General features: G+C 60.5%; 21 protein-coding genes. 7 read left to right on the forward strand and 14 right to left on the reverse strand.

From position 1 onward, the window contains the following. Positions 1 to 19: 19 nt before the first annotated feature. The 4 genes from DES53_RS05975 to DES53_RS05990 form a co-directional block, all read right to left on the reverse strand. Positions 20 to 2635, reverse strand: a complete 2616-nt coding sequence (locus tag DES53_RS05975) for a DNA topoisomerase III (RefSeq protein WP_113957327.1) — start codon at positions 2633 to 2635, stop codon at positions 20 to 22. A gap of 160 nt (positions 2636 to 2795) precedes the next feature. Further along, positions 2796 to 4298: an MFS transporter gene (locus DES53_RS05980; RefSeq protein ID WP_245958103.1), complete on the reverse strand. Its 1503-nt coding sequence runs from the start codon at positions 4296 to 4298 to the stop codon at positions 2796 to 2798. Positions 4299 to 4471: 173 nt separating this feature from the next. After that, positions 4472 to 4993 (reverse strand): hypothetical protein, encoded by a 522-nt coding sequence (locus tag DES53_RS05985; protein ID WP_113957329.1) that lies wholly within the window; start codon positions 4991 to 4993, stop codon positions 4472 to 4474. A 227-nt stretch (positions 4994 to 5220) separates the two neighbouring features. After that, positions 5221 to 5715, reverse strand: coding sequence for a nuclear transport factor 2 family protein (locus DES53_RS05990; protein WP_245958104.1), 495 nt, complete (start codon positions 5713 to 5715; stop codon positions 5221 to 5223). 160 nt (positions 5716 to 5875) lie between these two features. Between DES53_RS05990 and DES53_RS05995 the strand changes: the two genes are divergently transcribed. Then, on the forward strand, positions 5876 to 7300 hold the full coding sequence (locus DES53_RS05995; protein WP_147263238.1) for a GntT/GntP/DsdX family permease: 1425 nt from the start codon (positions 5876 to 5878) through the stop codon (positions 7298 to 7300). A gap of 322 nt (positions 7301 to 7622) precedes the next feature. Here DES53_RS05995 and DES53_RS06000 read toward each other — a convergent pair whose 3' ends face one another. The 9 genes from DES53_RS06000 to DES53_RS06040 form a co-directional block, all read right to left on the reverse strand. Next, a complete protein-coding gene (locus DES53_RS06000) occupies positions 7623 to 8282 on the reverse strand; it encodes a gluconate 2-dehydrogenase subunit 3 family protein (protein WP_113957332.1) in 660 nt (219 codons plus the stop codon). Between the two features lie 38 nt (positions 8283 to 8320). Further along, on the reverse strand, positions 8321 to 10102 hold the full coding sequence (locus DES53_RS06005) for a GMC oxidoreductase (protein ID WP_113958112.1): 1782 nt from the start codon (positions 10100 to 10102) through the stop codon (positions 8321 to 8323). 520 nt (positions 10103 to 10622) lie between these two features. Further along, positions 10623 to 11018: a YraN family protein gene (locus DES53_RS06010; protein WP_113958113.1), complete on the reverse strand. Its 396-nt coding sequence runs from the start codon at positions 11016 to 11018 to the stop codon at positions 10623 to 10625. Between the two features lie 86 nt (positions 11019 to 11104). Then, a complete protein-coding gene (locus tag DES53_RS06015) occupies positions 11105 to 11836 on the reverse strand; it encodes a ribonuclease HII (RefSeq protein WP_113957333.1) in 732 nt (243 codons plus the stop codon). Next, positions 11833 to 12783: a phosphodiester glycosidase family protein gene (locus DES53_RS06020; RefSeq protein ID WP_170156888.1), complete on the reverse strand. Its 951-nt coding sequence runs from the start codon at positions 12781 to 12783 to the stop codon at positions 11833 to 11835. Before DES53_RS06020 ends, DES53_RS06015 begins: the two co-directional genes overlap by 4 nt. A 56-nt stretch (positions 12784 to 12839) precedes the next feature. Next, positions 12840 to 14858, reverse strand: coding sequence for an ATP-dependent helicase (locus DES53_RS06025; protein WP_113957335.1), 2019 nt, complete (start codon positions 14856 to 14858; stop codon positions 12840 to 12842). A 188-nt stretch (positions 14859 to 15046) separates the two neighbouring features. Next, positions 15047 to 16465, reverse strand: coding sequence for an alkaline phosphatase family protein (locus DES53_RS06030; protein ID WP_113957336.1), 1419 nt, complete (start codon positions 16463 to 16465; stop codon positions 15047 to 15049). Between the two features lie 156 nt (positions 16466 to 16621). After that, positions 16622 to 17032, reverse strand: a complete 411-nt coding sequence (locus DES53_RS06035) for a low affinity iron permease family protein (RefSeq protein WP_113957337.1) — start codon at positions 17030 to 17032, stop codon at positions 16622 to 16624. Between the two features lie 61 nt (positions 17033 to 17093). Next, the gene (locus DES53_RS06040) at positions 17094 to 17582 is read right to left on the reverse strand and encodes a hypothetical protein (RefSeq protein WP_113957338.1); all 489 of its coding nucleotides are present in this window, start codon (positions 17580 to 17582) and stop codon (positions 17094 to 17096) included. Positions 17583 to 17722: 140 nt separating this feature from the next. Between DES53_RS06040 and DES53_RS06045 the strand changes: the two genes are divergently transcribed. From DES53_RS06045 to DES53_RS06065, 5 genes are all read left to right on the forward strand, one after another. Then, entirely contained in the window at positions 17723 to 18523 is an 801-nt protein-coding gene (locus DES53_RS06045) for an SDR family NAD(P)-dependent oxidoreductase (protein ID WP_113957339.1), read from the forward strand. A 173-nt stretch (positions 18524 to 18696) separates the two neighbouring features. Beyond that, complete coding sequence (locus tag DES53_RS06050; protein ID WP_170156889.1) at positions 18697 to 19602, forward strand: ROK family protein; 906 nt, start codon at positions 18697 to 18699, stop codon at positions 19600 to 19602. A 235-nt stretch (positions 19603 to 19837) separates the two neighbouring features. Further along, positions 19838 to 20959 carry a glycosyltransferase family 4 protein gene (locus DES53_RS06055; protein WP_113957340.1) on the forward strand — a complete coding sequence of 374 codons (1122 nt, stop codon included), beginning with the start codon at positions 19838 to 19840 and terminating at the stop codon, positions 20957 to 20959. A gap of 91 nt (positions 20960 to 21050) precedes the next feature. Further along, the gene (locus tag DES53_RS06060) at positions 21051 to 21752 is read left to right on the forward strand and encodes a response regulator transcription factor (RefSeq protein WP_113957341.1); all 702 of its coding nucleotides are present in this window, start codon (positions 21051 to 21053) and stop codon (positions 21750 to 21752) included. A gap of 29 nt (positions 21753 to 21781) precedes the next feature. Beyond that, complete coding sequence (locus DES53_RS06065; protein WP_113957342.1) at positions 21782 to 22996, forward strand: sensor histidine kinase; 1215 nt, start codon at positions 21782 to 21784, stop codon at positions 22994 to 22996. Positions 22997 to 23517: 521 nt separating this feature from the next. Here DES53_RS06065 and phoU read toward each other — a convergent pair. Next, positions 23518 to 24186 carry a phosphate signaling complex protein PhoU gene (gene phoU, locus DES53_RS06070; RefSeq protein WP_170156890.1) on the reverse strand — a complete coding sequence of 223 codons (669 nt, stop codon included), beginning with the start codon at positions 24184 to 24186 and terminating at the stop codon, positions 23518 to 23520. A 216-nt stretch (positions 24187 to 24402) separates the two neighbouring features. Here phoU and fabG point away from each other — a divergent pair, with 216 nt between their 5' ends. Then, complete coding sequence (fabG, locus tag DES53_RS06075) at positions 24403 to 25149, forward strand: 3-oxoacyl-[acyl-carrier-protein] reductase (protein WP_113957344.1); 747 nt, start codon at positions 24403 to 24405, stop codon at positions 25147 to 25149. The last annotated feature ends 132 nt before the right edge of the window (positions 25150 to 25281 follow it).

Genomic DNA, 25281 nt, shown 5'->3' on the forward strand with positions numbered 1-25281 from the left:
AGAGGGAAGTGGTGACAACTCAGCCCTCTTCCGCATCTGCAGCCGGACCTGCAGCCTTCTTCTTCCCGAACTTCTCCCTCGCGGTCGCCGTCTTCTTGGCGGCCTTCGGCTTGGGTTCGCGTGGGGGGAACTCCCAGCTCAGCAGGCGCTTGCCGCCCACGTTGCACACGAGGATGGCACTGAAGGGGCGTCCCTTCTTGGAGATCATGCCTTCGATGAGCCCGGTCTTGCCTTCGGTGAAGAACTTCCTCGCGTTCTCTTCGGTGATGGCCTTCTTGCAGAGCTCACGCGGCAGGCGAGCGTTGCACTTCTTCTGGTCAGTCATCGCGATCTTGCACGCGTAGGCGTTGGGCAGGACGTGGATGTCTGACTTGCGTCCGGCTTTGGCGCACACCGGGCAGGGGCAGAGCACGGGGGCTTCATCCCAATCCAGTTCATCGCTCTGGCCTTTCTCGAAGACGAAGTTGACCTTCTTGTCCTCCTTGATCTCGATGCCGGCGCGGAATTCCTTGCCCAGGCGGCTGCGGAATCCATCCATCGGCTCGAGGAAACGTTTCTCGATAAGCGTGCGCACCTGGTCCTCGGTGAGCTCCTTGCCCGCCACGTTCTTGAAGACGCGCAGCTTGCAGTTGTCACCCTTGCACAGGTAGTAGTCCGTCGTTTGCTTGAAGGCCTTGCTGCCGCAGAAGGGGCACGTGGCGTGGAAGTCCGGGAAGGCCTTTTCCTTCATGGTCTTCACGTACGCCTTGCTCTTGTCCACGATGTCTGCCGCGAGCGTGCGGATGTCCTTCATGAAGCTCACGCGATCGAGACGGCGATGCTCCATCTCACGCAGCTTGTACTCCCACTGGCCGGTGAGTTCCGGAGAGGAGAGCGTCTCCGCGCCAATCTCATTGAGCTGGTCCACCAGTTCGAGCCCCTTCGTGGTGACGATGAGGTCGCGCTGCTGGCGCTCGATGTACTTGTCGTGGATGAGACCTTCGATGATGGCCGCGCGCGTGGCGGGTGTGCCGAGGCCGCGCTCGCTCATGGCTTCGGCGAGCTCTTCGTCCTCCACCAGCTTGCCTGCGCCTTCCATGGTGGAGAGCAGGGTCGCTTCGTTGTAGCGGGGTGGGGGCTTGGTGACTTCCTGGCGGGTCTCGATGTCCTGCACCTTGGCCTTCTCATTCGGAGCGACCGGCACGAGGACCTTGCCACCGCCTTCGCCGTCCTGCTCGTCCGCGGCCTTTTTGCCGTAGACTTCCAGCCAGCCGGGCACGCGCATGATCTTGCCGTCCGTCTTGAAGGCATCATCCCCGATGCGGGAGATGCGCGTCGTCACGTCGAACTCGGCGGCCGGGAAGAACACCGCGAGGAAGCGGCGCAGCACCATATCATAGAGCTTCTGCTCGGCCTCATCCAGGCTCTTGGGCGGCATCTGCCCGGTGGGGATGATGGCAAAGTGGTCGCTCACCTTGCTGCTGTCGAAGATACGGCGGTTCGGGCGCACCCAGTCGTTGTCCAGGATGCGGTCGCAGAAGGGACGCAGCTCTGTGGGGAAGGCGCCGGACTTCGCACTCGTAAGCTGGGAGAAGCTCTTGATGGTGCCCTTCACGGTGCCGATGTAGTCATTCGGCAGGAAGCGGGAGTCCGTACGGGGATAGGTGAGTGCCTTGTGGCGCTCATAGAGGGACTGCGCGAGCTGCAGGGTGCGGCGGGCGCTGAAGCCAAAGCGGTTGCTGGCCTCGCGTTGTAGGCTGGTGAGGTCGTAGAGAAGGGGAGCAATCTGGCGCGTGGGCTTCGTGGTTTCCTCCACGATGGCCTCTTTGCCCGTGCAGCGGGCCACGATGGCCTCGGCCACCTCCTTGTCCCAGATGCGCTCGGCCTTGCTGTGCTCGTCCGTCTCGTCCTTCTTCCAGGCTTCATCCAGCCAGCGGCCGGCGTATTCTCCGGCCTTCACGCCGAAGAGAGCATGCACTTCCCAGTAGGTGCGCGGAACGAAGTTCGCGATCTCCCGCTCACGCTTCGCCATGATGGTGAGAGTAGGGGTCTGCACCCGGCCCACGGGGGTGAGGCGGAAGCCGCCGTGGCGGGAATTCAGCGCCGTGAGCGCGCGCGTACTATTAATACCCACGATCCAGTCGCTCTCGCTGCGGCACTTCGCGGCGGCGGCCAGGGGCTGCATGTCCTCGTCTGACCGCATCTGCTGGAAGGCCTCCAGGATGGCGTTGTTGGTCATGGACTGCATCCACATGCGCTGGATGGGCTTGTGGGTGCCGGTGGCCTCGATGATGTTGCGGAAAATCAGCTCGCCCTCACGCCCGGCGTCGCAGGCGTTGATGATTTCACCGACATCCTTGCGCTTGATGAGGCGGGAGACCACCCGGTAGCGGTCGGCGGTCTTGTCGATGGGCTTGAGCTCGAACTTTTCGGGAAGGATGGGCAGGGTGGTGAAGCCCCAGCCGATCTTCTTGCCATCCTTCATGGGCATTTCCTGCTCCAGCAGGTGACCCACGGCGGAGGTGATGACATGGGTCTCGTTCTCGAAATAGTCGTTCTCCTTGTGGAACGTGGTCATGCCGGGAGCCTTGGCGAGCGCGCGGGCAAGATCGGCCGCTACGCTGGGCTTTTCGGCGATGATGAGGGCTTTGGACATAAAAAGCACAAAGGCATACGAGTCAGCCGGATGTCAAGACACAATGGATACTCCGGGGCAATCTGCCCGATCATGTTTCACTCCGGCGTGACGTGTAAAAAAGGTGTACGGCGCTGATGCAGAACGGGACGCAAAAGGTTGCATCCTTCCGAAACCTTCTTCAGACCAGTTTCTTCCCTTTGGTCTCTGGAGCGAACCACACCAGAACCATGCCCACAATATAGACGGAGCAGAGAATGGTGTAGGCGTTCACCGCCCCGCCAAACCCTTTCTCCAAATTGGCGAATTGCAATCCGCCGACGGCGGCGATGATGCGGCCGACATTGAAGCAGAAGCCCTGCCCGGTGGCCCGCACGGCGGTGGGGAAGAGCTCCGGCAGATAGAGGGGGAAGAAGCCGTAGAAGGAGGCCGTAAGTCCCCCCATGAGGAACGCGCTGATGAAGAACCAGGTGCCAATCTCCGTGTTCGTTTGGAAGAACGTGATGGAGGAGGCCATGGCGAGGATGCAGCAGAGCAGGTAGGTGAGGCGGCGGTTCAGAATGTCCGCCAGCACCGGGGTGAGCAGGGTGATGACGCACGCGCCGAAGGCCGTGGCGAGCTGGGTGTAGGCCTTCACTTCTACGGGACTCGTGCCATGCAGGTTCAAGGAACCGGACCACTTCGGGGCATGTTGAGCTGCACCCCAAGTGCCCAGCAGGGCGATTCCCGCCAAGGTCGCGCCAATGAGCAGATTCTTCCGGATGGTAATGCGGGTGTCGTGAGTCATGGTACCCGCCGAGGCGGCGCGGTGGAGATAGCGGCGGACGGGTAGCAGGAAGCCCCAGATGACCATGCCGAATCCAGTGATCGTCACAATCGTGGCCCAAGTGGCATCGAAGCCCATGGGAGACCACGCATAGATCATAAAGAGAGCCACCGTGGCGCCGAACAGCACACCGAGGAGATCAGGAGTGCTCCAGAAGGAGGTGGAGCCGGCCTTCTTCTCCTCCTCCCACTTGTCCGACTCGGGGACGAAGATTCGGATGAGGAAGATGAGGATGGCGGGAAAGGCGCCGGAGATCATGAGGAAGCGCCAGGCACCATGGTCGAAGAGGTACTTGTTGAGGTCGTCCGAAGCGCCCAATGCGGTGGACCAGCCCGTGATGGTGCCGATGAAGGCGCTCATGCCAAGGCTGAGCAGGGCGACGAGCAGGTAGCCGATGTTCGCTGCCGCACCGATGGCCCCCGCGACCCACGCGCGGCTGCCCTTCGTCCATAGTTCATTCACCAGCGCCACGCCGAGGGCCCACTCACCGCCCATGCCGAGGGAGGCCACGAAACGCAGCAGCGCGATCTGCCACGCTTCCGTGGCGAAACCGCAGAGGCCCGTGAAGATGGCGTACGTGAAAATGCTGAACGTCATGGCGCGCACGCGACCGATGCGGTCGCCGAGCCAGCCGAAGAAGACACCACCCGTGGCCGCACCCACCAGGAAGGTGGCGATGATTACTGTAAACCAGCTGCTCACCGTCTTTGCCATGTCCTCGGGAGCCACTGTGTTCACCAGCAGATCTTTGAGCGCGTCAGGCCCAATCAGCGGGAACAGGCCCATTTCAAATCCGTCGAACATCCAGCCGAGGAAGGCGGCCAGAAGAGCCATGTTGCGGGAGCGGTGTGATGACATGCGGGAGTGTGTGGGGGAGCGGGAGTCGGGAGGGTGATGCCGGGGAATTGAAGGGAAAGGTAAACAGCGTGGGAAGAAAATCCTTGCGCCAAGTCACAAAAAAGCCGCCGCAGGTGACTACCTGCGGCGGCTGTACGAATTTTGCTCAGTCTGGAATAAATCCAGCGTGGTGATCAATCCACGAGCATGGCCGCCATGGTCATGGTGGAGGCGCGCTTGGCAGCGGGTGCCGGAGCGGCTTCTTCCTGCTCGTGAGCTTCCAGCAACTCGATGTGGAGCTGGGCCAGTTCACGCACCTGTTCGGCGGTGAAGGTTCCATTCCAGTTCTCGTAGCGGAGCACCGTGCCGGGATCGCGATCGCCGTCCCACACACGCACCAGATAACGGGCGGGCTGGTAGCATTCGCGTTCGCGGAAGAGCGGTCCGTGGCCACCGGTGAAATAGGTGGTCAGGGATTCGCGGTCATGAATCCGCTGGGTGGCGGGCAGCAGTTCACTGAGGATTCCGAAGATGCAGCCGCGTCCGCGGCCGTCCGAGTAGCTTCCGCGCACGAGACGCTGCACGTTGTCCCGAAGATGGCGCACACAGGCCGGATCGAACTTGGAGAAACAGTACAGAGCATCCCCGATGATTTGCGGATGCAGGTTACGAAGCGAGGGTTTGGCCTCACTGAGATGAGGTAGGGAGGTATTCATGGCAGTGGTAAGGTTGGGGGTTGGGCACAGCCTGTGGTTTTCGTGAGGCGCCCGTGTGCATGCACATGGGACCTCACCCGTTCATATTGACAATCGCGCCGCGAAGGGGCTCAGGTCTTTTTATAGAAAATTTTTTCCCGGGGTGTGAAAATCCCTTGCCGCTCAAGGCCGTTTGTGGTGAACGGGCTGTGCTAAATACCACTGTGAACGGGTCCTTGCCGGGCCGGTCAGGCAGGCAGGGCATCACAGATAACCTTTGTATCGGTGAACTGCCGGAACCGAGCGGCCTTCCCATCCTGCAGGTCAAAGATGTGCACGGTCGCGGCCCGGAACGACTTGCCTGACACCCGGTGCGCGCCCCGATAGGTGCCAACGACGATCACGCTGGTGCCTGCATCGAGGTATTGCTCGATATCAAACCCAAAGCCCTCCCAGCGGCTGGCATTGCCTTCAAAGACCCCTTTGATGATGGCATCTGCTCCAATCCAGGTGCGGCCTCCTGGGAAGCCCTCACTTTGAATCCATGCAATATCCGGAGTGCACAGTGCGCGGAAGGTATCATAGTCCTGTGAGCGGTAGGAACGGTAGAGGGACTGGATGGTTTCGATGTTGGTCATGGTAGCTGAGTAGGGAGGTGGTGGAGTGGTGGTAAGCGCGTGGCTGATGCGTCGATAGGAGGGCTGCTGGAAGGGAATACGTTTTGCCTTGGTGTATGGGGGCAATAACAGAAAGACGGCCTCCAACGTAGCTCGCGAGTGTATCTACCCCTGAAGGAAAACTCGCGAAGGGACTCGCGAGCTACGTTGGGCTTCGCCCGCGCGACTCCGAAATCCCGCGTTATCGGCGTTGACGAATGCGTTTGTTTCTGCCCTTCATCTGCGCGTGACTTTTGCCCCGATTTCCTCCCTCATCATCTCCGCCGCTGCTGCTGCACCTGCTGCCGCCTCGACTCCTGCATCTACTGCCAGTACCTCCACGCTGCTGATGCTCACGGGGGGAGCGATTGTCTTGATTGTCGTTCTCATCGCGAAGCTGCGCATCAATGCGTTCCTCGCGCTGTTCTTTGCCGCTCTCCTGGTGGGTCTCGGCTCAGGCATGGAAGCCGGCAAGGTGGCCGCAGCCTTTCAAACGGGGATGGGCAAGACGCTCGGTGGTGTCGCAGGCATTCTCGGATTGGGCACCATGTTGGGTGGGCTGCTCGCAGCCTCTGGAGGTGCGGCGGTACTGGCGCGTGGTCTGATCGATCTCATGGGTCCGAAGCGCGTGCAGTGGTGCCTCATGCTGCTGGCGCTCGCGGTTGGATTCACCACGTGGTTCGCTGTGGGCCTTGTGATGCTGGTGCCGATTCTCCTGAATCTTACGAAGGAAACGGGCATGCCCTTCCTCAAGCTCGCGCTGCCGCTGCTGGCCGTGCTCTCCATCATGCATGGCGTGATGCCGCCGCACCCTGGACCGCTGGTGGCCATCGCCCAGCTGAAGGCGAATCTCGGCATGGTCATCGTGTGGGGCATGGTGGCAGCCATTCCCATGGCAGCCCTCGCGGGCCCGATGTTTGCGAGCTGGGCGGTGAATCGTGTGAAGGTCGATGCGCCTGAGCCGCCGGTCACCAGCAGTGCGCTGGAGCATCCCACGCCCACTCTTGGTCGCACGGTGGCCGCCCTGGCATTGCCCGTGGTGCTGATTCTGGCGCACACCATTTCCGAGCTGTTCATCCCGGCCAAGCCGGAGCTTCGCTCGGAGACTCAAGCCTTCATCTACAACATCACCGCCATGATTGGCAATCCCACGCTGGCGCTGGGTCTCGCGGTGCTCTTTGCAGGTTGGGCCTTCAAGTTCACCCGGGCGGACGCGCTGAAGATTGGTGAGAAATCCCTCGGACCCATCGGCATGACCCTGCTCGTCGTGGGCGGGGGTGGGGGACTCAATCAGATGCTCCAGGACAGCGGCTCGGCGAACGCGATTGCCGAAATGGCCAGATCAGCGCACCTGCCTCCCATGGTCTTTGGATGGCTCTGCGCGGCGCTCGTGCGTGTGGCCACGGGCTCTGCGACGGTCGCTATCACCGCTGCGTGTGGTCTGGTGGCTCCCATGGCGCTGAGCACTCCCGGAGTGAACCTCGAACTCCTCGTGGTGTGCGTGGGCTGCGGCTCCCTTTTCCTCTCCCACCTCAATGACGCCGGCTTCTGGATCGTGAAGGATCTCCTCGGCCTCACCGTCGCTCAAACCTTCCGCACCTGGACGGTGACGGAGACGCTGATCGGTGTCTCCGGTCTGTTCGTGTGCTGGGGATTGGATGCGATTTTTTAAAGGTGATGCCAGAGGAGAGCGGCATGTTTCGCGACTGATTCGGATGCTGTGACGCGGAGCGTCCTTGGACTGCGCGCAGCCTGCTGCCGCTTTGAAGAGTCCACAGCCTGCTGTGGCGATGGTGACACTCGCTCGTGGGGTGGCGCATCCGGAAAAGCTTGGCGACTTCGTCGCGGTGGAGCGTGCAGCAGGCTGCACTTTAGGAAAGCGGCAGCAGGCTGCGCGCAGTCCAAGGCCTTCGGCACCTGTTCCATATCGCTAACCTGACGTTTGCGCGGACTTGATGCACCGTTGTATGGTCAATGGACCATATCACCAACCATCACACCACATCCTGAAGCCCCAGCTTCTCAATGATCGCCTGTGGCACGCCGGGATAGGGTCCGCCGATGGTCACATTGCCGACGTAGCCCAGATGCTTCCACGTGGAGCTGTGCGTGTAGTATCCCCCCAGACAGAGCTGGCGGAAGCGTGCAAAGAACGCCGCGCCGACCTTGTGTTCTGGCTTGGCCTTCGCGGGATCGCAGATGTCATCCACAATCGCGATGCGCTCGGCATTCCCGAGTTCATCGAAGCGCTTCTCATGCCGGCGGAAGGATTCCGTGTTCAGCCAGCCCAGGCCGCCGCGCACCACTTCGCAGTCATCGCGGTTGTCGCCGTACGGTGCGCTGCACCATTCATTGATGAATTCCGGCACGCCGACCTCGCTGGCCGCGGGACCATTGTCATCTTTGGGCAGAATGATGTCCGCGAGCACACCGATGATCTTCAACTCATCTGGTGAGAGCTGTTTGTCCCACGGGAACACCGGCTTTGCATAGTCCGGATCATACAAAGGACTGCGCACCGCCGAGGCTCCAGGCGTGGGCTCGGTTTCATTGGGTGCCGCGATGGCAGGCGCCGCAGCACCCGCAGCGGCGGTGCCTGCAAGCCATTTGAGTGCAGCGCGACGGGAGAGATTCGTGGGTTCAGTGGGCTTCATGACCGGGAAGTGCTTGGTCTGCGTGTGTGGTAAGCTTGTTAGATGTTGCCTTGCTTCATCTCTTCCATCATCCACTCGCAACTGCGCCACGCGAGCGCGAGGATGGTGAGCGTTGGATTCTTGTCAGGGTTGCTGGGAAGCACCGCGCCATCCATGAGGAAGAGGTTCTTCACCTCCCAAGTCTGGCAGTATTGATTGGTGATGCTGTTCGTCGCCTTGTCTCCCATGCGGGCCGCGCCCACTTCGTGGATGATTTCACCGGGTTTCTTGATGGCATCCTTGCCACTCTGAGGTTTCGGCTTGCCGCCCATCTGCTCCAGCAGTTCCGCAAAGGTGTTCTGCATGTGCTCGGCCTGCTTGATCTCGTAGTCAGCCCACTTCCAGTGGAAGCGCAGCACCGGGATCCCCCATTGATCCACCACCTTCGGATCGAGCTCGCAATAGCAGTCCTTGTTGGGCACCATCTCGCCGCGGCCGGAGAAGCCGAAGCTCGCGCCGTAGTAGCGCCGCGCCTCTTCCTTGAGCTTGCTGCCGTAGGTGCCGGGCGATGTTTTGTCGAGGATACCAAAACTGCCCACGCCCGGCATGGAGCGTCCACCTCCCATCTCGATGTGGTAGCCGCGTGGAAAACCGAGCTTGCCATGCTCGCGCACCAACCACCATGGGGAGTACGTATGCAGACCACCTGCACCGTCTTCATTGTAGGGCGGCAGGTCCTCCATGGCGGGAATGTGCGCACTGAGGTTTGCGCCCACGCTGTCCATGAGATTCTTGCCAAGCTGGCCGGATTGATTGCCGAGACCACCCTTGTCCTTGCCTTGGGAGTTCATCAGGATGCGAGCGGTCTCGCACGTGCCGCCGGCGATGATGACCACCCGCGCCTTTGCCACCCGATCACTGCGAGTTGGCTTGTCGATGTAGTGCACGCCGGTGGCCTTGCCGTCCTTGCCTACCATCACCTCGCGCACCATCGCATCCGTGATGACATCGAGATTGCCTGTCGTGAGGGCCGGCGGGATGAGCACGGTGGTGCTCTGGAAGTTCGCGCGGATGGAGCAGCCGCGGATGCAATTCGTGGCCCAGAAGCACGGAGCACGGAGGCTCATGTCCGTCGCCATGATCTGCTGCGCTTTCGAATTGTTCGGGAAGAGTTCCTTCGCGAGGCGTGGACCATCAAGCGCCTGGGAGAGCACGGCGCGATGGGCAGCCACAATGGGCACACCGACTTTCTTTCCGGCCTTCTTCGCGAGCAGCTCACCCACACGCGGCTTTGGCGGTGGCAGCAGCACGCCCGGGGAGGAATTTGGCGCGTTCTCGATGCCATCGTTCTCGCCGTACACGCCGATGAGCTTTTCCACCCGATCGTACCATGGGTGCATGTCATCATACGTCATGGGCCAGTCCACTCCGAGACCATCTGTGGAAGCACACTTGAAGTCACGGGGTCCGAAGCGCAGGCTGATACGGCCCCAGTGATTGGTGCGGCCACCGAGCATGCGGGCGCGCCACCACCAGAAGTCGCCCTCCGTGCCGGGCTTGTTCGTGTAGGGCTCGCCGGGCACCGTCCATCCACCATTCACGGTGGCATCGTAGTAGCCGAAGAATCGGTCCGGAGTCCTGTCACCCCGCAATGGTGCCATCTCCGGCGTGTTGAACATGGGCGTCTCCGTCGTGGGATCGTAGTTCCGTCCGGCCTCGATCATCAGCACTTTCATGCCATTGAGCGCCAGGATCAGCGCTGCCATGCCTCCTCCGGCTCCGGAACCTACGACAATGGCATCATACTGGGGCTGGGTTTTGCGCTCGGTGAGGATGGGCATGGCGCGAAGCATGATGAAGACTGTGCGCAACTGCAAGCCAGAACCGCAACTGGAAGCCAGCGTAGCTCGCAAGTCCCTTCGCGAGACATGGAATTTTGGGCCGGCAGCGAACTGAATGAGTAGCCGCAAAAAGACGCAAAGAGTTTGGTCAGGGGTGGTGGTGGATCGCCGATGGCTTCCGGTTAACCGCAAAGGGGCAAAGCAGCCAAGGACGCAGAGGATTGGTAAAGATATGGGCCTACGTGGAGTGGCACGTCTCGACGCGAAGGAGGCAGAGAGGCGTAGGTTGACCTCCTAGCCAACCTTTGTGTTTTTTGCGTTTTTTTGCGGCTATCCCTTCAGTCGATGCTGAGGAAGTCGGGTCTCCTGACCGGACAGCGTCCGGCGGGTTTTCGTACCCGCCTCTAAGACTCACTCAATCCCCGCACACCACCTCGAATTGTTCCTTCCACTCACCACCTCCCACCTCCAAACCTTTTGCGTTCTCTGCGTTCTTTTGCGGCCACTCCTCAGTACCGTACTACCCCTTCAGCGCCCCTTCCAAGATAGAAATTTCCGGTCGTTCGCCTTCGCGCAAAACCACCTCCACAATGTCGCAGCGTCTTGGGATGTTCTGGGAGCCCTGAAGCATGCGCAGCCAGCCCTGCATGCCGCGCAGGATGAGTGCTTCCTTCGCCTTGTTCACGGCCTCAGCAGGGCGGCCACGTGCAGTGGAGGTGCGTGTCTTCACTTCCACAAAGGTGAGCATGCTCCCGTGGCGTGCGACGATATCGACCTCACCGCCGCCGCCCGCACGGAAGTTCCGGTAGAGCACCTTGCGGCCGTGTCTCCGCAGCCATTGCGCCGCGAGATGTTCGCCCCAGTTGCCGAGCGTGGCGTTGTCGAGTCGCGTGCCATCCGCCTTGGTGAGGCGCATGCGCGTGCTCAGGCCTGGACGGGAGAAATAGTCTCGAAGGCCAGTCCGCCATTTCGCAAAAGACTGCATCGCCTTCATGACTGCTGCTACTCCCCGGTCACGTCCTCAAATGTCAATGGCAGGGACATCTGCGCCACGGGTGCGAAGGACTTCCGGTGAAGCGGGCACGGACCGTGATTGCGCAACGCCCTCAGATGCTCCGGTGTGCCGTACCCCTTGTGCCGTTCGAAGCCATACTGCGGATACACTTGGGCGACCTCCATCATGTGCCGATCACGCAGGACCTTCGCGATGATGCTCGCTGCCGCGATGGACAGGCTGATGGCATCTCCCTCTACGATTGACTGGCCGGGGTAGGGGAAATTCGGCACAGGTGAGCCATCGATGAGCACCGCGTGTGGCCGCGTGGAGAGACCTTGGGTCGCACGGCGCATGCCCAGATGCGTGGCCTGCAGGATATTGATGCGGTCAATCTCCTCCACTTCGATCAGCACGTGGCACCATACGAGACCCTGGCATTTCATCAGGTCCGCGAAAATGGACTCGCGCGTTTCGTGATTGAGTTGCTTGGAGTCGTTGAGCTTCTTGTGCTTGAAACCCTCCGGCAGAATCACCGCAGCCACACTTACAGGTCCGGCGAGCGGTCCACGGCCGGCCTCATCCACTCCAGCCACCAGTGCATGACCTCGCTCCATCCAGGAGCGTTCGTAGGCAAGTGTGGGCTTTTTGCCCGGGCGCGTAGGCAGCGGGCGGGATTTCTTCACCACCACATCCACCTTCACGGGACCTTCTGCTGCACTTTGCACTTCGAGCTTCATGGTGCGGTGCGGGGCTTGGCCACGAGAAAGATCGGCGAACGCTCAGCGTCGAATGTGGGCGAGTCGAAGTCCATGGTGGTGTTGAATGCCGTGAAGTGGTGGGTCTGGCCCGCCAGACGCAGGGAATATTGCAGCGCGCGCCCGCCGTCAAGCATCGTGGCATGCTGGACGTTGAGCTTTTGCGCCAGCGAGGCCACTTCGGTCACGTTCATGGCACCGCCGTCGCCGGAGACGATGAAGACGAGGGTGCCATCCCTCCGCATGCCCGCGAGGGAGCGGTAGGTGATCTTGTTTCCGTCAAAGTGCTTGGTCGGCGCGAGGTCCACGTAGCTGAAGACGGTGTGATTCTTCATGACGGAGGGATAACCCTGTGAGGCCTCCTCCAGCGTGCCGGGCGTTTCTTCGAAGAGGGACTTCGGACCAAAGTAGGGCTTGCCTGACTTCACAAAGAAGTAGCCGGTCCACGCGGGAAAGGTGCGGTTCACCTCGCGACCCTCATGGACTACGAGACCGAGTGGCTTGCCGTTCGGCTCCCGGAAATTTGCCGTGATCGCGAAGGTGGCGTCCTCGGTCTCAAGCTGTTCCTTTGCTGTGGTGAGCGCGAACTTGTCTTTGAAGCTGGTGGCGAAGGTGTAGTGCTGCGGTGAAAGCTCGATGACGGAGACCTTCGCGCTGAGAAAGGCCTGTGCCAGATTCTGCGTGGAAGTCTCCGCTTGTCTGCGCACGGTGAGTGACTTCCACACGGCACCGGGGGTCTCGACGCGCTTGGTGAGTGCGCGATCCAGCTCCGCGATGGAAAGCTCCGTCACCGGCTTCCAGTCACCGGCATGCGTCTTCACCTCCAGCGGCTTCGTGGAGGCGCGGAAGGCCAGGAACGTGGCATTGCTCTGGAGGTTGAACACATGATCCAGCACCAGCACCACCAGCGCGGTGGCCAGCAACAACAAGACCAATGGCTTCAGAAGCCAGGCAAACGATCTCCTCCGCTTGGGCGCCACCTCTCTCACGCGAACATGCTACGCACGTTCCACTTCTCCATCAAGTTCTGTGGAAGCTCCTGCAAAAATCTTGAGGGCCGCTGGAGCACCTCACCATCGCGCGCCTGGTAGTTGATCACCGGGTAGGTGAGGTACAGCTCATCCTTGGCGCGTGTGACTGTGACGTAGAAAAGACGTCGCTCTTCCTCAAGGCCCTCCTCACCACCCTCTTCGATGACGCGATTGTTGGGGAACATGCCCTCTGCCAGCCACACGGCGAAGACCGTATGCCACTCCAGGCCTTTCGCCTGGTGTGCGGTCGTGAGAGTCACCGCCTCGGTGTCGGGCGACGCGGCTGGGCGCTCGTCCGTATCCACACCAGACACGAGTGCGAGCTGGCTGAGAAATTCCTGCACATCCGTGAAGCGCACACTGTAGTTGCTGAGCTGTTCGAGGTCCTGCTTGCGCTGGTCACTGTTCTTGAACTTCGCGCGCATGTAGTCCTCGTACACGCCTTCCATAATGCTGCGGATCATCGCGGGTGGTGGCACAAGTTTGCCTTCCGCGTCGACCAGTTCGCTGAGTGTGTAGGCAGTCTGTTCCCACGTCTTCGTGGCTTTCTTGGGAACCTTGATGCCGAGCAGTGCCTTGGAGAATTCCTCATGCGTGAGCGTGCCCAGTGCCGAGCCGTTTTTCACCCAGTGCTCCCACATCTTTCCCGCGCTGGAGCTGCCGATGCCCGGCACAAGCCGCACCATGCGCATGAAGGAGACCTCATCGAGACGGTTGGCCGCGAACTTCATGAACGCCGCCACGTCCTTCACATGCGCCTGCTCGAAGAAGCGAAGCCCGCTGGTGATTTGGAACGGGATACCGCGATTCGTCAGCTCCATCTGGATTTCCAGGGAATGGAAGTGTGCGCGATAGATGATGGCGATCTCATCCAGCTCGATGCCTTCATCACGCAGTTCCAAAATGCGCTGAGCGACGAACGCTGCCTGGGCGCTGCCATTGTCCAGCGGTACCAGCGCCGGCAGCGTGCCCTTGCCTTCGCGGGAAGGTTGCAACGCCTTGCGGAACTGATCCTTGTTTCCCTCGATGGTGCGATTCGCCAGCGTGAGCACCTCAGGCACGCTGCGATAGTTCACCTCAATCTTGTGCACGCGCGCTTTTGGATAGCGCTTGGGAAATTCGAGGATGTTCTTCACATTCGCCCCGCGCCAGGAGTAGATGCTCTGCGCATCGTCTCCCACCACCATGAGGTTGCCCTGTTCACCGGAAAGCAAATCGATGAGCTCGCACTGCAGCAGATTCGTGTCCTGATACTCATCCACCAGGATGAATTGAAACGTGCGACGGTAGCGCTCCAGCAGATCGGGATTCTCCTTCATCAGGCGCACGGCCATGGTGAGGAGGTCATCGAAGTCCACGTTGTTCGTCTCGAGCTTCTTCTCGGTGTAGAGCTCACGCACTTTGAGAATGCCATCCACCACAGGCTCGAAGTAGGGATACCGCGTACTGAGAATCTCCCGCACGGATTTGCCCGTATTGTCCGCCAAAGAGAAGATTTCGCCCAGCACCTCCGGCTTGGGGAACCGGTAGGTGGTGGTGTCGATGTTCCCATTGCTCACCACGGTGTCCATGAGGTCCTTCTGGTCCTCGCGATCCATGATGGAGAATCCCTGCTTCAATCCCAAGCGGTCGGCATGTTTGCGGAGCAGGCGGTTGCCGATGGAGTGGAACGTGCCGCCCCAAAGGCGGTTCGTCTCCACGGGCACCAGACCTTGGACGCGCTCCAGCATCTCGCGCGCTGCCTTGTTCGTGAAGGTCAGCAGGAGGATGTTTTCGGGCGGAATGCCATTGTCCAGCAGGTAGGCAACCCGGTAGGTCAGCGTGCGCGTCTTGCCGCTGCCCGCACCTGCGATGACCAGCGCCTGTCCGGGGGGGGAAGTGACCGCGGCAAACTGCTGATCATTGAGCTCCGCCCGGTAGTTGATCCGGTGCGCGGCAGTCGGGGCGGTGTGGAGCGTGTAATCGCGGGACATGTACTGAACGGTGACGGCTACACACGAACCACGGATGTGGCGCGGTGCAAGTGGTACGGTCTAGGACTCCTGATGAATTGGCCGCAAAAAGACGCAAAAGGCTCAAAAATGTGGATTGCGTGAGATAGTGGTGTCAGGGCCGATTGCGGTTAACCGCAAAAGGGAGGAGAGGCTCGGTGAGCTGCTTTCTACTCCGCTGCCTTCGTCTCCAAAACCTCCTGCAGCACGGGCCCATCGGCACTGGGCATTTTCAAACCCAGCAAGGCGGCGAGGGTAGGCGCTATGGAAGTGTTGGAGATGTCCCCGAGCCTGGCACCGGCCTGGATGCCTGCTCCCACAGCCACGAAGGTCGCCTGCATGGCGGGTTCATCTGGATTATAACCATGGGTGCCGCGCAGCCGTTCTTCCTTCGGCATCACCACGACATCTCCGCCGGCCACATCAAAGAAGGCGTATCCGGACTTTGCGGTGAGCACGAGATCAGGGACCCGGTCTGTGGTCGCGGGATCCCCAAGACCGTAAGGTGCGAACTGCTCGGGAGTGAGCACGGCGGAGATGCCTTCCACCTCCTTGAATTTCGCGATCAGCGACTCCGCGATGGAGGCGCGGTTTTCCTTGTCCCGGATGTAGATGAAGCTCGATCCTCCCTGGTCCACGGCGCGCACTTTGCTGTCCGTGGTGATCTTGCTGCCAATGGCGCGGAGCAGCTTCTCCTGACGCAAAAGCACGTTTGGAAGGATGGCTTGGCGCCAGGGATAAAATCCGTGATCCGAAACAACGATAAGGGTCGCCCGTCCCGGTAGCGTCGTTTTCAGAAACTCCCACATTTCACCGACACGCTCATCCGCCGCCTTGAGTGCTTCATATGCTTCGGGGGTGTTCGGGCCTTTGCCATGCTGCGTGTGATCCAACTCCACGAGGTGCATGAGCAGGAGGTGCGGCTGGTGCTTGCTCAAGACGTGCTTCGCCATCTGCACAAACATGCCGTCACGCTCGCGGATGCGTTTGGTGGCCCACCATTCTTCCTGTTTTTCCCAGGGGATGCCTGCTTCGGAAAATTCTTTCAGCAGCGAGGGAGTGGCATGCTGTTCTACAAGCTTGATGTTGCCCACATCCGGCACGGTCCAGTCGAGTGTCTTCGCGCCGCGCGTGGCAGGCCAGATGAGCGCAGCGGTCTTCATCCCCGCTTCCTTCGCCACGTCATAGATGGTGGGGCTTTGCACGAGTTCCTCCTTGTTGTAGATCGGGTCGATCATGAAGGGCACGATCTCGCCGGTCGCACGATCAAGGACCTGATTGCCCAGCACGCCATGTTTCCCTGGTTGCACGCCCGTGACCAGCGTGGTGTGATTGGGCCAGGTGACTGTGGGCAGGGAGGCCTTCATGCTTTGCGCACGCACGCCTTCCTTCATGAGCCCGCGCAGATGCGGGATCTCCGCCTTGGGATCGTCGAGATAGAAATTCGCCAGGCCATCGACGCTCAGCAGGACGACGATGGGATGGGTATTTGTGGCCGCAGGAGCTTGCGCGAAAGTGGGGGATGCGCAGGGCATCGCGGCGCACACGGTAGCGAAGAGAAGGGAAAGGAAGAATCGAGTGCGTGGCATTGGGGAATCTCGGGAGAGAGTGACCCATACCACAAGATTCGGAAAAGGGAACGCAACCCAACGTAGCTCGCGAGTCCCTTCGCGAGGTATTTGTCACCAAGTGAGTTTGCCACCTTCCTGATCTCGCGAAGGGACTCGCGAGCTACGTTAGAATCCTCACCGCGCCTTCACGCTCTTCCGCTTCTTGATCGAACTGCGCGCCTTCTCTGCGAGCGCTTCGTACTCATCCCGGAGCTTGTCGAGTTCCTCCACCTCCAGTTCTTCCAGATCCAGGAGTTGGTTGTTGGCGCCGCGTGTGGAGCGGATGAGTTCATCCAGCTTCACATGAATGGCTTCGGAATCGCGGTTCTGCGTGTTTTGAATCAGGAACACCATGAGGAAGGTCACGATGGTGGTCCCGGTATTGATAATCAGTTGCCAGGTGTCGCTGAATCCAAAGAAGGGACCGGAGAGGGCCCAGACGACCAGCGTGGCTGTCGCGACCGCAAAGGCCCCGGGCTGCCCCGTGATGCGCGAGGTCCACTTGGCGAACCTGGTGAAGAGCGTGTTCTTTTTGGCAGGAGTCATGGCAGGAAGGGCGGTGCACCCTGTGCCATTCGCATCGTGACCTCTCGTGTTTATGGATGGGTCAGGGTGCTGTCGGTCGCTTCATTTCGAACACGCCCTTGTCCAGCTTTCCCTTATAGTCGGCCTTGAATCCGGTGGGTGATGCCGTGCCGATAAAGCTGTACACGCCGCCCAGTCTGCCGAGATCCTTCTCACCGCTCAGATTCACAAGACCGTCCCTCTTCTTCCCGGCGGGGATGGCCTCGTGTTCGGCATTGATGATGCCGGAGAGGATGTTCGCCCAAGTGGCGTGGTAACGGAAGTTGTACTTGTCAGGCTGGCCCGCTGCTGTGGGGAGTTTCGTCACGATGGCCCGCAGGTTGCCCTTGTGGCCATCGTGATTGCTTTTCCACGTGCCGGTCCATGCTCCTTCCAGATCCTTCGGGAGCAGCGTGGCATCCGTGGCGGCAGCCGCTTTCCAGTCCCTGTTGTACCCGATGGAGCAACTGGCAAGCGAGAATGAGACGACGAGAGCACCGCAAAGGCGAAGGAGGGCAGGTGGCAGGCGCATGATTTTGGGAGAGCTGGGTTGATGCAGGGAATCGCGGCGAATCGGGAGAGCAAGATAAGATAAACGTATGCGCGTTTACGCAACAATCACGTTGCGAGGGATCTTGTCACAGGGGACGGGCACCTTTAGCATGCCCATCTATGACAGTGCAATACGATGTGGCAGGCTTGGTGGTCGTCATCGCCGGAGGGACGACGGGGTTGGGCTTGTCCGCGGCGCAGCGGTTGGTCGAGCAGGGGGCGAAGGTGGTGGTGTTCGGCCGTAGCGACGAGAGCGTGCGCAGCGCGCTGACCGTGTTGGGTGCCTCCGCCCGGGGATTTGCCGGAGACGCCTGTGAGCCCTCCACCGCGGAGAAGGCCGTGGAGCTGGCGGTACGCGAATTTGGCCGCATTGATGCCCTGTACCATGTGGCTGGCGGCAGCGGTCGCTCGCAAGGAGATGGCCCGCTCCATGAAATCACCGATGAAGGATGGCAGTTCACGCTCGACCTGAACCTCACCAGCCTTTTCAACTCGAACCGCGCTGCCGTGCGCCAGTTCCTGAAGCAGGGCGGAGGAGGCACCATTCTGAACATGGGCAGTGTGCTGGGCTGGTCACCCTCACCGGTGCACTTCGCCAGTCACGCGTATGCCGCCACGAAGTCCGCCATCCTCGGCTTCAGCAAGGCCACCGCAAGCTACTATGTGGATGACAACATCCGCATCAACGTCATCGCTCCCGCGCTGGTGGAAACCCCCATGTCGAAGCGAGCCGTGGGGAATGATGAAATCATGCGCTTCATCGCCACGAAACAACCGCTTGATGGTGGCCGTGTCGGCGTGCCGGAGGATTTGGATGGCGCTGCGCTATTCCTGCTTTCGCGGCATGCGCATTTCATCACGGGACAGGTGCTCGCCGTGGATGGCGGATGGACGGTGTCCGAGGGGCAGTATGCGGAGTGAGGTAGTCAGTAGTCAGTAGTCAGTAGTCAGTAGTCAGTAGTCAGTAGTCAGTAGTCAGTAGTCAGTAGTCAGTAGTCAGTAGTCAGTAGTTCATTTTTGCATGATGTATCACACCGTATGTCAATTCTGATCACTGATTGCTGACTGCGTATATTCTTACCCGTCCACATCCCTTGACTTCCCATTCTCATCTCATCGGCATCGACCTCGGCGGCACGAATATCAAGGGGGCGCTCTTTGATGCCACGACCGGTGAATGCCTCGAACGTGCGACTACACCGACCCGCGATGGTGAGAAGGACGGCGACCTTCCGGCCTGGAGCAGCGGCGTGCGGAAACTCGTGGAGCAGTTCGAAGCTCAGGCCGGCTCTGCTAATCTCCCCATCGGCATCTCCGCCCCCGGCCTCGCCGCGCGGGATGGCTCGTGCATTTCTTGGATGCCCGGTCGCATGCACGGGCTGGAAGGGTTTCAGTGGGCGGGCTTCCTCCACCGTCCCGTTCGCGTGCTGAATGATGCCCATGCTGCCCTTCTCGGTGAAGTCTGGCAGGGAGCGGCTGCCGGCGCGAGAGATGCGGTGCTGCTCACACTAGGCACTGGAGTGGGCGGGGCGGTGATTTCGGATGGTCGCCTTCTCACCGGGCACCTTGGTCGCGCCGGGCACCTCGGTCACATCACCGTGGACCACCACGGCTCCCCAGGCATCACCGGCACGCCGGGCAATCTGGAGGATGCCGTGGGGAATGCCACCGTGGCCGCACGCTCGCAGGGCCGGTTCACCAGCACGCGCGCGTTGCTGGAGGCTGTGCAGGCGGGTGATGCTGATGCGGACCGGGTGTGGGCTACCTCCATGCACGCACTCGCGGCCGGCATGGTGTCACTCATCAATTGCTTCGACCCGGAAACTTTCATCCTCGGAGGCGGCATCGCGGCCGGGGCGGCGGGGATGCTTCTGGATCCACTACAGGATTTGCTGGATCAGATGGAGTGGCGTCCCGGGGGGCAGCGGGTGAAGGTGGTGCTGGCTTCGCTCGGCGAATGGGCGGGAGCCACGGGCGCGGCGTGGTATGGAGGAAAGTAGTCCGCCGAGCATCGGCGGTCTGGGCGTTCAAACATCGATGATGGGCAAAGCAGACGAGGGAACACCAATGAAACGGGATTGTCCGGTTTTCTTCAGTGGCAGCAGAATGGCAACTCAAGGGTGGCGCAGCGGTGACCGCCGAGGCTCGGCGGACTACTTTCTTCTCCTCAGAATGTGTCCATTTCGTGGCACTGATCGTTGACTCTTGTGCCGCCACCGTTGAACGAATGATCTGATGCAGATAGCCCTCATTTACCACCAGTTTGTCCCGCGCGGCGGGCTGGAAGGCTATTTGCTGGAGTTTGCCGCCCGGTTGCACACTGCCGGGCATGATCTGCATCTGGTGGGCTCGGAGATGAAGGAGGGGCTTGAGCGCGGACTGGATGCCAAAATTCATCACATTCCGCTCGTGAAGGGATCCTCGCTGCTGCGCTTGTGGCAGTTTGAGCAGTCTGCCCGCCGTGTGGTGTCCGACTTGAAGGTGGATGTGAGCATCGGCTTCGGCCGTACCACCACGCATGATCTGCACCGCGCCGGAGGAGGCTGCCACGCCGTGTACTCCAGGCTCCTCCCTCCGTGGAAGCGCTGGTCGCCGAAGAACCTTCTGGAACTCAATCTGGAAAAGGAACTCTACACTGCCGGGCGCACGAAGCGCTATGTGGTGAACTCCTCCCAGGTCGCCGCCCAGCTCCACCAGATCTATGGCACAGAGGAGAAGCTCTTTCGTGTCATCCACACCGCAGTGGATACGGACCGCTACCAGCCCTCTCTGCGCAAAGAAGTGCTGCGCGAAAAAGTCTGCGAACTTCTCAAGACGGACACGAAGCGGCCTGTATTCCTCTTCGTTTCGCTCAGTCACCGTCGCAAGGGGTTGGATGTCCTGCTGGACATGTGGGCGGATGTGGATGCAGATCTCTGGATCGTGGGCCAGCCGCTGAGCTACCTCCACCGTCTCACGATCGCGGCGAAGCGTCTGCAGGACAAGGTCCGCACCATTTCCCCGCAGTCAGACATGTCCATCCTCTATCAGGCGGCGGACTGGTTCATCCATCCGACCCTGTATGACGCGTGCGCAAACACCGTGCTGCAGAGCATGGCCTGCGGCCTGCCGGGACTCATCTCGGTGAATGACGGCGCCATTGATTTCATTCGCGATGGAGAGAATGGTTTCCTGCTCAAAAAGCCCACGGATCCTGAATCCGTGCTCGAGACCGTAAAGCGGGCTTTGGCTGCCGGAGAGGAAGGCCGCGAGCGCCTCGGCACGGCCGCACGGGAGACCATGCTGCCGCTCACATGGGATGCCCATCTGCATAAGTGGTTGGATCTCATCGAGGAAGTGTCTCCTCGGGGCGCTTGATTCCGAACACTTTCCGTGACAATGTTGTCACACAGGCTGGTTTGTTGAGTCCGACAGAACCGTCACAATTGGAGCACTCCTAAAAAGCCCCATGTCTGACAAACCTCTCATTCTAATTGCCGACGACGAAGAAGACGTTCGCGAACTCGTCGGGATGAATCTCCGTCGCGCCGGATTTGACACTGTGGAGGCTGCCGACGGATTGCAGGCGCTGACCGCAGCGAGGGGGCGCAGACCAGACGCCATCGTGCTGGATGTGATGATGCCCGGCCGGGATGGGCTTCAGGTGTGCCAGGAGCTTCGTGAGGATGAGCGTACGCTGCGCATCCCCATCATCATGCTGACCGCCAAAGGGCAGACCCTGGATCGCATCGCTGGTCTGGAAAAGGGTGCGGATGATTATATTGCGAAGCCATTCAGCCCAAAAGAGCTGGTGCTGCGTGTGCAGGCCCTCTTGCGCCGGGCTGCGGTGGTAGGTGAAGGCACCGAGCTGAAGGAAGGTCCCTTTGTCTTCGATCTGGCCAGTGTCCGGTTGACCATCAACGGCTCTCACATGGAGCTCACTCTTCTTGAGTTCAAGCTTCTCCACCTGCTCGCCAGCAGGAAGGGCGAAGTGGTGGAGCGCGATCACATCCTGCGTGAAGTCTGGGGCTACACCGGCAATGTGCAGACCCGCACGCTGGACACCCACGTGAAGCGCCTTCGTGAGAAGCTCGGCGAGCATGCCGACTGGTTGCAAACCTCACGTGGTTTCGGGTATGTATTCCGTGCTCCTGCTGCCGTAGCGGTCTGATACCGCGAGCGCCCGCCGTCTGACGAATCATGGAATTGTTCATCACTGTAACCCTGCTCTTTGCAGTTGTGTTCGCAGTGCTGTGGTGGAGGGCGCTGCTCGGGAACTGGAAAATGAAACGCGAGCATGCCGCCCAGGACATGGAGGAGCTGTCCTACCATGAGCGCACCCGTCAACGCGCCGAGATGCTGCACCGGCTGGTGGAGGGCATCGAGGACGGGCTTTTCATCATCAGCAGCCGCCTCACGGTGCTGTTTGTGAATCGGGGAGCCATGAAGTTCTTCCCACCCATCAGCACACCCGTGGGGCGTACGCTGCTGGAGTGTGTGCGGGACCATCGCATCGTGGAGATGGTGGATGGCAGTGTGCAGAGTGGTCAGCGCCAGAAGCAGGAGTTTCTCGTATCCTCCCGGGGCGAGGGGAGCGGAGTGGAGGACCGCATCTTTTCCGTGGAGGCCGTGCCGCTGAATGGCGATGCTCCCGGAGGCATGGAGGGCGGTGTGCTGGTAATCCTTCGTGATGAGACGGAGAAGCACACGCTCGAACGCATCCGCAAGGACTTCGTGGCAAATGCCTCCCATGAACTGCGCACCCCGCTCTCCATCATCAATGGTTACCTGGAGAACCTCGTCGAGGGAGACATCAGCGAGCCGGATGAGACGAAGCGCGCCTTTGGCATCATGCGCAAGCACGGTGACCGTCTCGCGCAGATCGTGGAGGATTTGCTGGTCATCAGCCGCATGGAGTCCGGTGAACCGGAGGCGGTGCGTGTGGAGGAGTTTGACTTCAAGGCCTGCGCCCAGGATGTGATACACCGCCTCACACCCGTCATCACCACGAAGGAGGCGAAAGTCGAAGTGGTGTTGGTGGACAATTGCAGCCCCTACATCCACGGCGACCGGTACTACTGGGACCAGATCCTTTTCAATCTGGTGAGCAATGCACTGAAGGAAAATCTTGCCCGCGGTCTGCAGGTCACGATCCTGCTGAAGCAGGAGGGGGACATCTCAGAGATCCAGGTGCGGGACAACGGCGTGGGCATTCCTCATGCGGACCTGCCCTTTGTCTTCAAGCGCTTCTATCGGGTGGCGCGCCACCATTCGAAGGACATCAAGGGCACCGGTCTTGGCCTCTCCATCGTGAAGCGCGCCGTCGAAGCCCACCACGGCACCATCACCGTGCACAGCCGTCCCGGCATCGAAACCCTCTTTACCATCCGGGTGCCCAGAGCGGCACGGGGCTAGGGTGGGTTCTTGCGTGTAAGGGTGTCGGCCAGCAACTGAGGAATGGCCGCAAAAGAACGCAAAGGACGCAAAAGGTTTGGTGGCAGGGAGGTGGAGACCTGCCTCGCAAGGTAAAGTTCGGTGATGCTGATGATCCGGAGATGGTCAGGTAGGAAAACCCACCGGACGCTGTCCGGTCAGGAGACCCGACTTCCTCAGCATCGACTGAAGGGATAGCCGCAAAAAGACGCAAAAAGCACAAAGGTTGGCTGGAAGGTCGACCTGCGCATCTCTGCCTTCTCCGCATCGAGACTTACCACCCCACGCAGGCCCACCCTTCCAAATCCTCTGCGTCCTCTGCTACTTCGCCCCTTTGCGGTTAACCAGAAATCTCCCACGACACACCACCTCCCGCAGCCAAACCCTTTGCGTCCTTTGCGTTCTTTTGAGGCCAATCCTCAGAAGCCCAAGCGGAGTAGCAGACACAAGAACGGCGCTGGGATACCCCAACGCCGTTCTTGGAAAAGGTCTATTGCGTCTCCTTACTTCACGTGACGGATGTCACGAGCGGCACCGGCGTACACAGCGTCTTCGCCGATGTTCACCGCATGGTCACCGGCGCGTTCCAGGAAGCGGGCGACGAAGACGAGGTCGATGTAGTCCTTGATGCGGGAGGTGTCTTCCTCCATGCGGGACGTCATTCGGGCGATGAATTCGTTCTGGATGCGGTTCAGCTCTTTGTCACGGGCCTTCAGGCCTGTGGCAAGCTCCACGTTTTCATCACGGAAGGCCTCAATGGCGTCACCCAGCAGGGACATGGCCTGCGCGTGAATCGGCTCTACCATGCGGGTCTCGGGGATTTCCACACTCTGGAGGATGCGCTTGGCCCGGCGGGCAATGTTTACCGCCTGGTCGCTGATGCGCTCCAGATTGCTGGAAGCCTTCATCGTGCTCACCACACGGCGAAGGTCATGCGCGAGGGGAGTGAAACGCGTCAGGATTGCAACGCCTTGAGCATCAATTTGTTTTTCAAACTGGTCCACAGATTCATCTTCGGCGATGACCTGGTTGCAAAGCATGACGTCTCGCTCCAGCAGACCGCGCACGGCGTCATTCAGACTCTGGGTCGTGAGGCTGGCCATGTGGAACAAGTTCTGGCGCAACCGATCAAGCGCGTTGTCAAAGCTGGAGAGGATGTGTCTTTCGTTCATTTCCGATTCGTCAGGCATCAGGAAGGGTGGGGTGGTTGAAGGGGACCCAACATCACGACACCCTGTAGAGCTAATGGCCAGACGTGACGATTGTGTCACATTGGCCCGGAGGCAAGTGGAATAGAGTGGCCCGCGGTCCACGCCCACAGAGCGGACTTTCACCCTGATTCACTTGCACTTGCATCCTGCGCCGCACTGCACTAGGCAACCCATCCCATGAGCAGACTCACAGGACGCACCGCAGTCATCACCGGCGCTGGCCGGGGCATTGGCAAGGCCATTGCCGAACGCTTCGCCGCCGAGGGCGCGAAGGTCGCCATCATCTCCCGTACCGAGGCCAATTCCAACGCCACCGCCGAGGCCATCAATACCGCCCATCCCGGCGCCGCCAAAGGCTATGCCGTGGACGTGTCCGACAGCGCCGCCACCGCCGCGCTGGGCAAGCAGGTGCTGGCCGACTTCGGCAGCGTGGACATCCTGGTGAACAACGCTGGTGTCACCCGCGACGGCCTCGCCCTCCGCATGAGCGATGAAGATTGGGACGTGGTGCTCGACACCAACCTCAAGGGTGCCTTCAACCTCGTGAAGGCCTTCCAGCGCAGCATCCTGAAGAGCAAGACCGGCCGCATCCTGAATGTTGCCAGCGTCATCGGCCTCATCGGCAATGCCGGCCAGTGCAACTACGCCGCCAGCAAGGCCGGTCTCATCGGCTTCTCCAAGTCGCTCGCCCGCGAGTTCGCCGGACGTGCCGTGACCGTGAATGCCATCGCCCCCGGCTTCATCGTCACCGACATGACGAATGAGCTGAACGACCAGCAGAAGGAAGGTGTGCTCAAGCAGATCCCCCTAGGCACTTTCGGCGACGCCGTGGACATCGCCAACACCGCCGCCTTCCTCGCCAGCGACGAAGCGCGCTACATCACCGGTCAGGTGATCGCCGTGGATGGTGGGATGGTGATGTAGTGGAAATGTATCGCGCAAGCAGCGCGAATGGAGTGTGGGCTTTCTAGCCCGCATGGTGCCACTCCACATGAGGTGGAGTGGCCAAATGGCAAATTTCAAAGCGAAGCGGCCACCAACGTAGTTCGCGAGTCC

The organism is Roseimicrobium gellanilyticum, from assembly GCF_003315205.1.
Taxonomy (GTDB): Bacteria; Verrucomicrobiota; Verrucomicrobiia; order Verrucomicrobiales; family Verrucomicrobiaceae; genus Roseimicrobium; species Roseimicrobium gellanilyticum.

Bases quoted from the DNA above. Each gene is read 5' to 3' on its own strand.
- DES53_RS05975 (WP_113957327.1), bottom strand. From the start codon at position 2,635: ATGTCCAAAGCCCTCATCATCGCCGAAAAGCCCAGCGTAGCGGCCGAT.
- DES53_RS05980 (WP_245958103.1), bottom strand. From the start codon at position 4,298: ATGTCATCACACCGCTCCCGCAACATGGCTCTTCTGGCCGCCTTCCTC.
- DES53_RS05985 (WP_113957329.1), bottom strand. From the start codon at position 4,993: ATGAATACCTCCCTACCTCATCTCAGTGAGGCCAAACCCTCGCTTCGT.
- DES53_RS06000 (WP_113957332.1), bottom strand. From the start codon at position 8,282: ATGAAGCCCACTGAACCCACGAATCTCTCCCGTCGCGCTGCACTCAAA.
- DES53_RS06005 (WP_113958112.1), bottom strand. From the start codon at position 10,102: ATGCCCATCCTCACCGAGCGCAAAACCCAGCCCCAGTATGATGCCATT.
- DES53_RS06010 (WP_113958113.1), bottom strand. From the start codon at position 11,018: ATGCGCCTCACCAAGGCGGATGGCACGCGACTCGACAACGCCACGCTC.
- DES53_RS06015 (WP_113957333.1), bottom strand. From the start codon at position 11,836: ATGAAGCTCGAAGTGCAAAGTGCAGCAGAAGGTCCCGTGAAGGTGGAT.
- DES53_RS06025 (WP_113957335.1), bottom strand. From the start codon at position 14,858: ATGTCCCGCGATTACACGCTCCACACCGCCCCGACTGCCGCGCACCGG.
- DES53_RS06030 (WP_113957336.1), bottom strand. From the start codon at position 16,465: ATGCCACGCACTCGATTCTTCCTTTCCCTTCTCTTCGCTACCGTGTGC.
- DES53_RS06035 (WP_113957337.1), bottom strand. From the start codon at position 17,032: ATGACTCCTGCCAAAAAGAACACGCTCTTCACCAGGTTCGCCAAGTGG.
- DES53_RS06040 (WP_113957338.1), bottom strand. From the start codon at position 17,582: ATGCGCCTGCCACCTGCCCTCCTTCGCCTTTGCGGTGCTCTCGTCGTC.
- DES53_RS06045 (WP_113957339.1), top strand. From the start codon at position 17,723: ATGACAGTGCAATACGATGTGGCAGGCTTGGTGGTCGTCATCGCCGGA.
- DES53_RS06055 (WP_113957340.1), top strand. From the start codon at position 19,838: ATGCAGATAGCCCTCATTTACCACCAGTTTGTCCCGCGCGGCGGGCTG.
- DES53_RS06060 (WP_113957341.1), top strand. From the start codon at position 21,051: ATGTCTGACAAACCTCTCATTCTAATTGCCGACGACGAAGAAGACGTT.
- DES53_RS06065 (WP_113957342.1), top strand. From the start codon at position 21,782: ATGGAATTGTTCATCACTGTAACCCTGCTCTTTGCAGTTGTGTTCGCA.
- phoU (WP_170156890.1), bottom strand. From the start codon at position 24,186: ATGAACGAAAGACACATCCTCTCCAGCTTTGACAACGCGCTTGATCGG.
- fabG (WP_113957344.1), top strand. From the start codon at position 24,403: ATGAGCAGACTCACAGGACGCACCGCAGTCATCACCGGCGCTGGCCGG.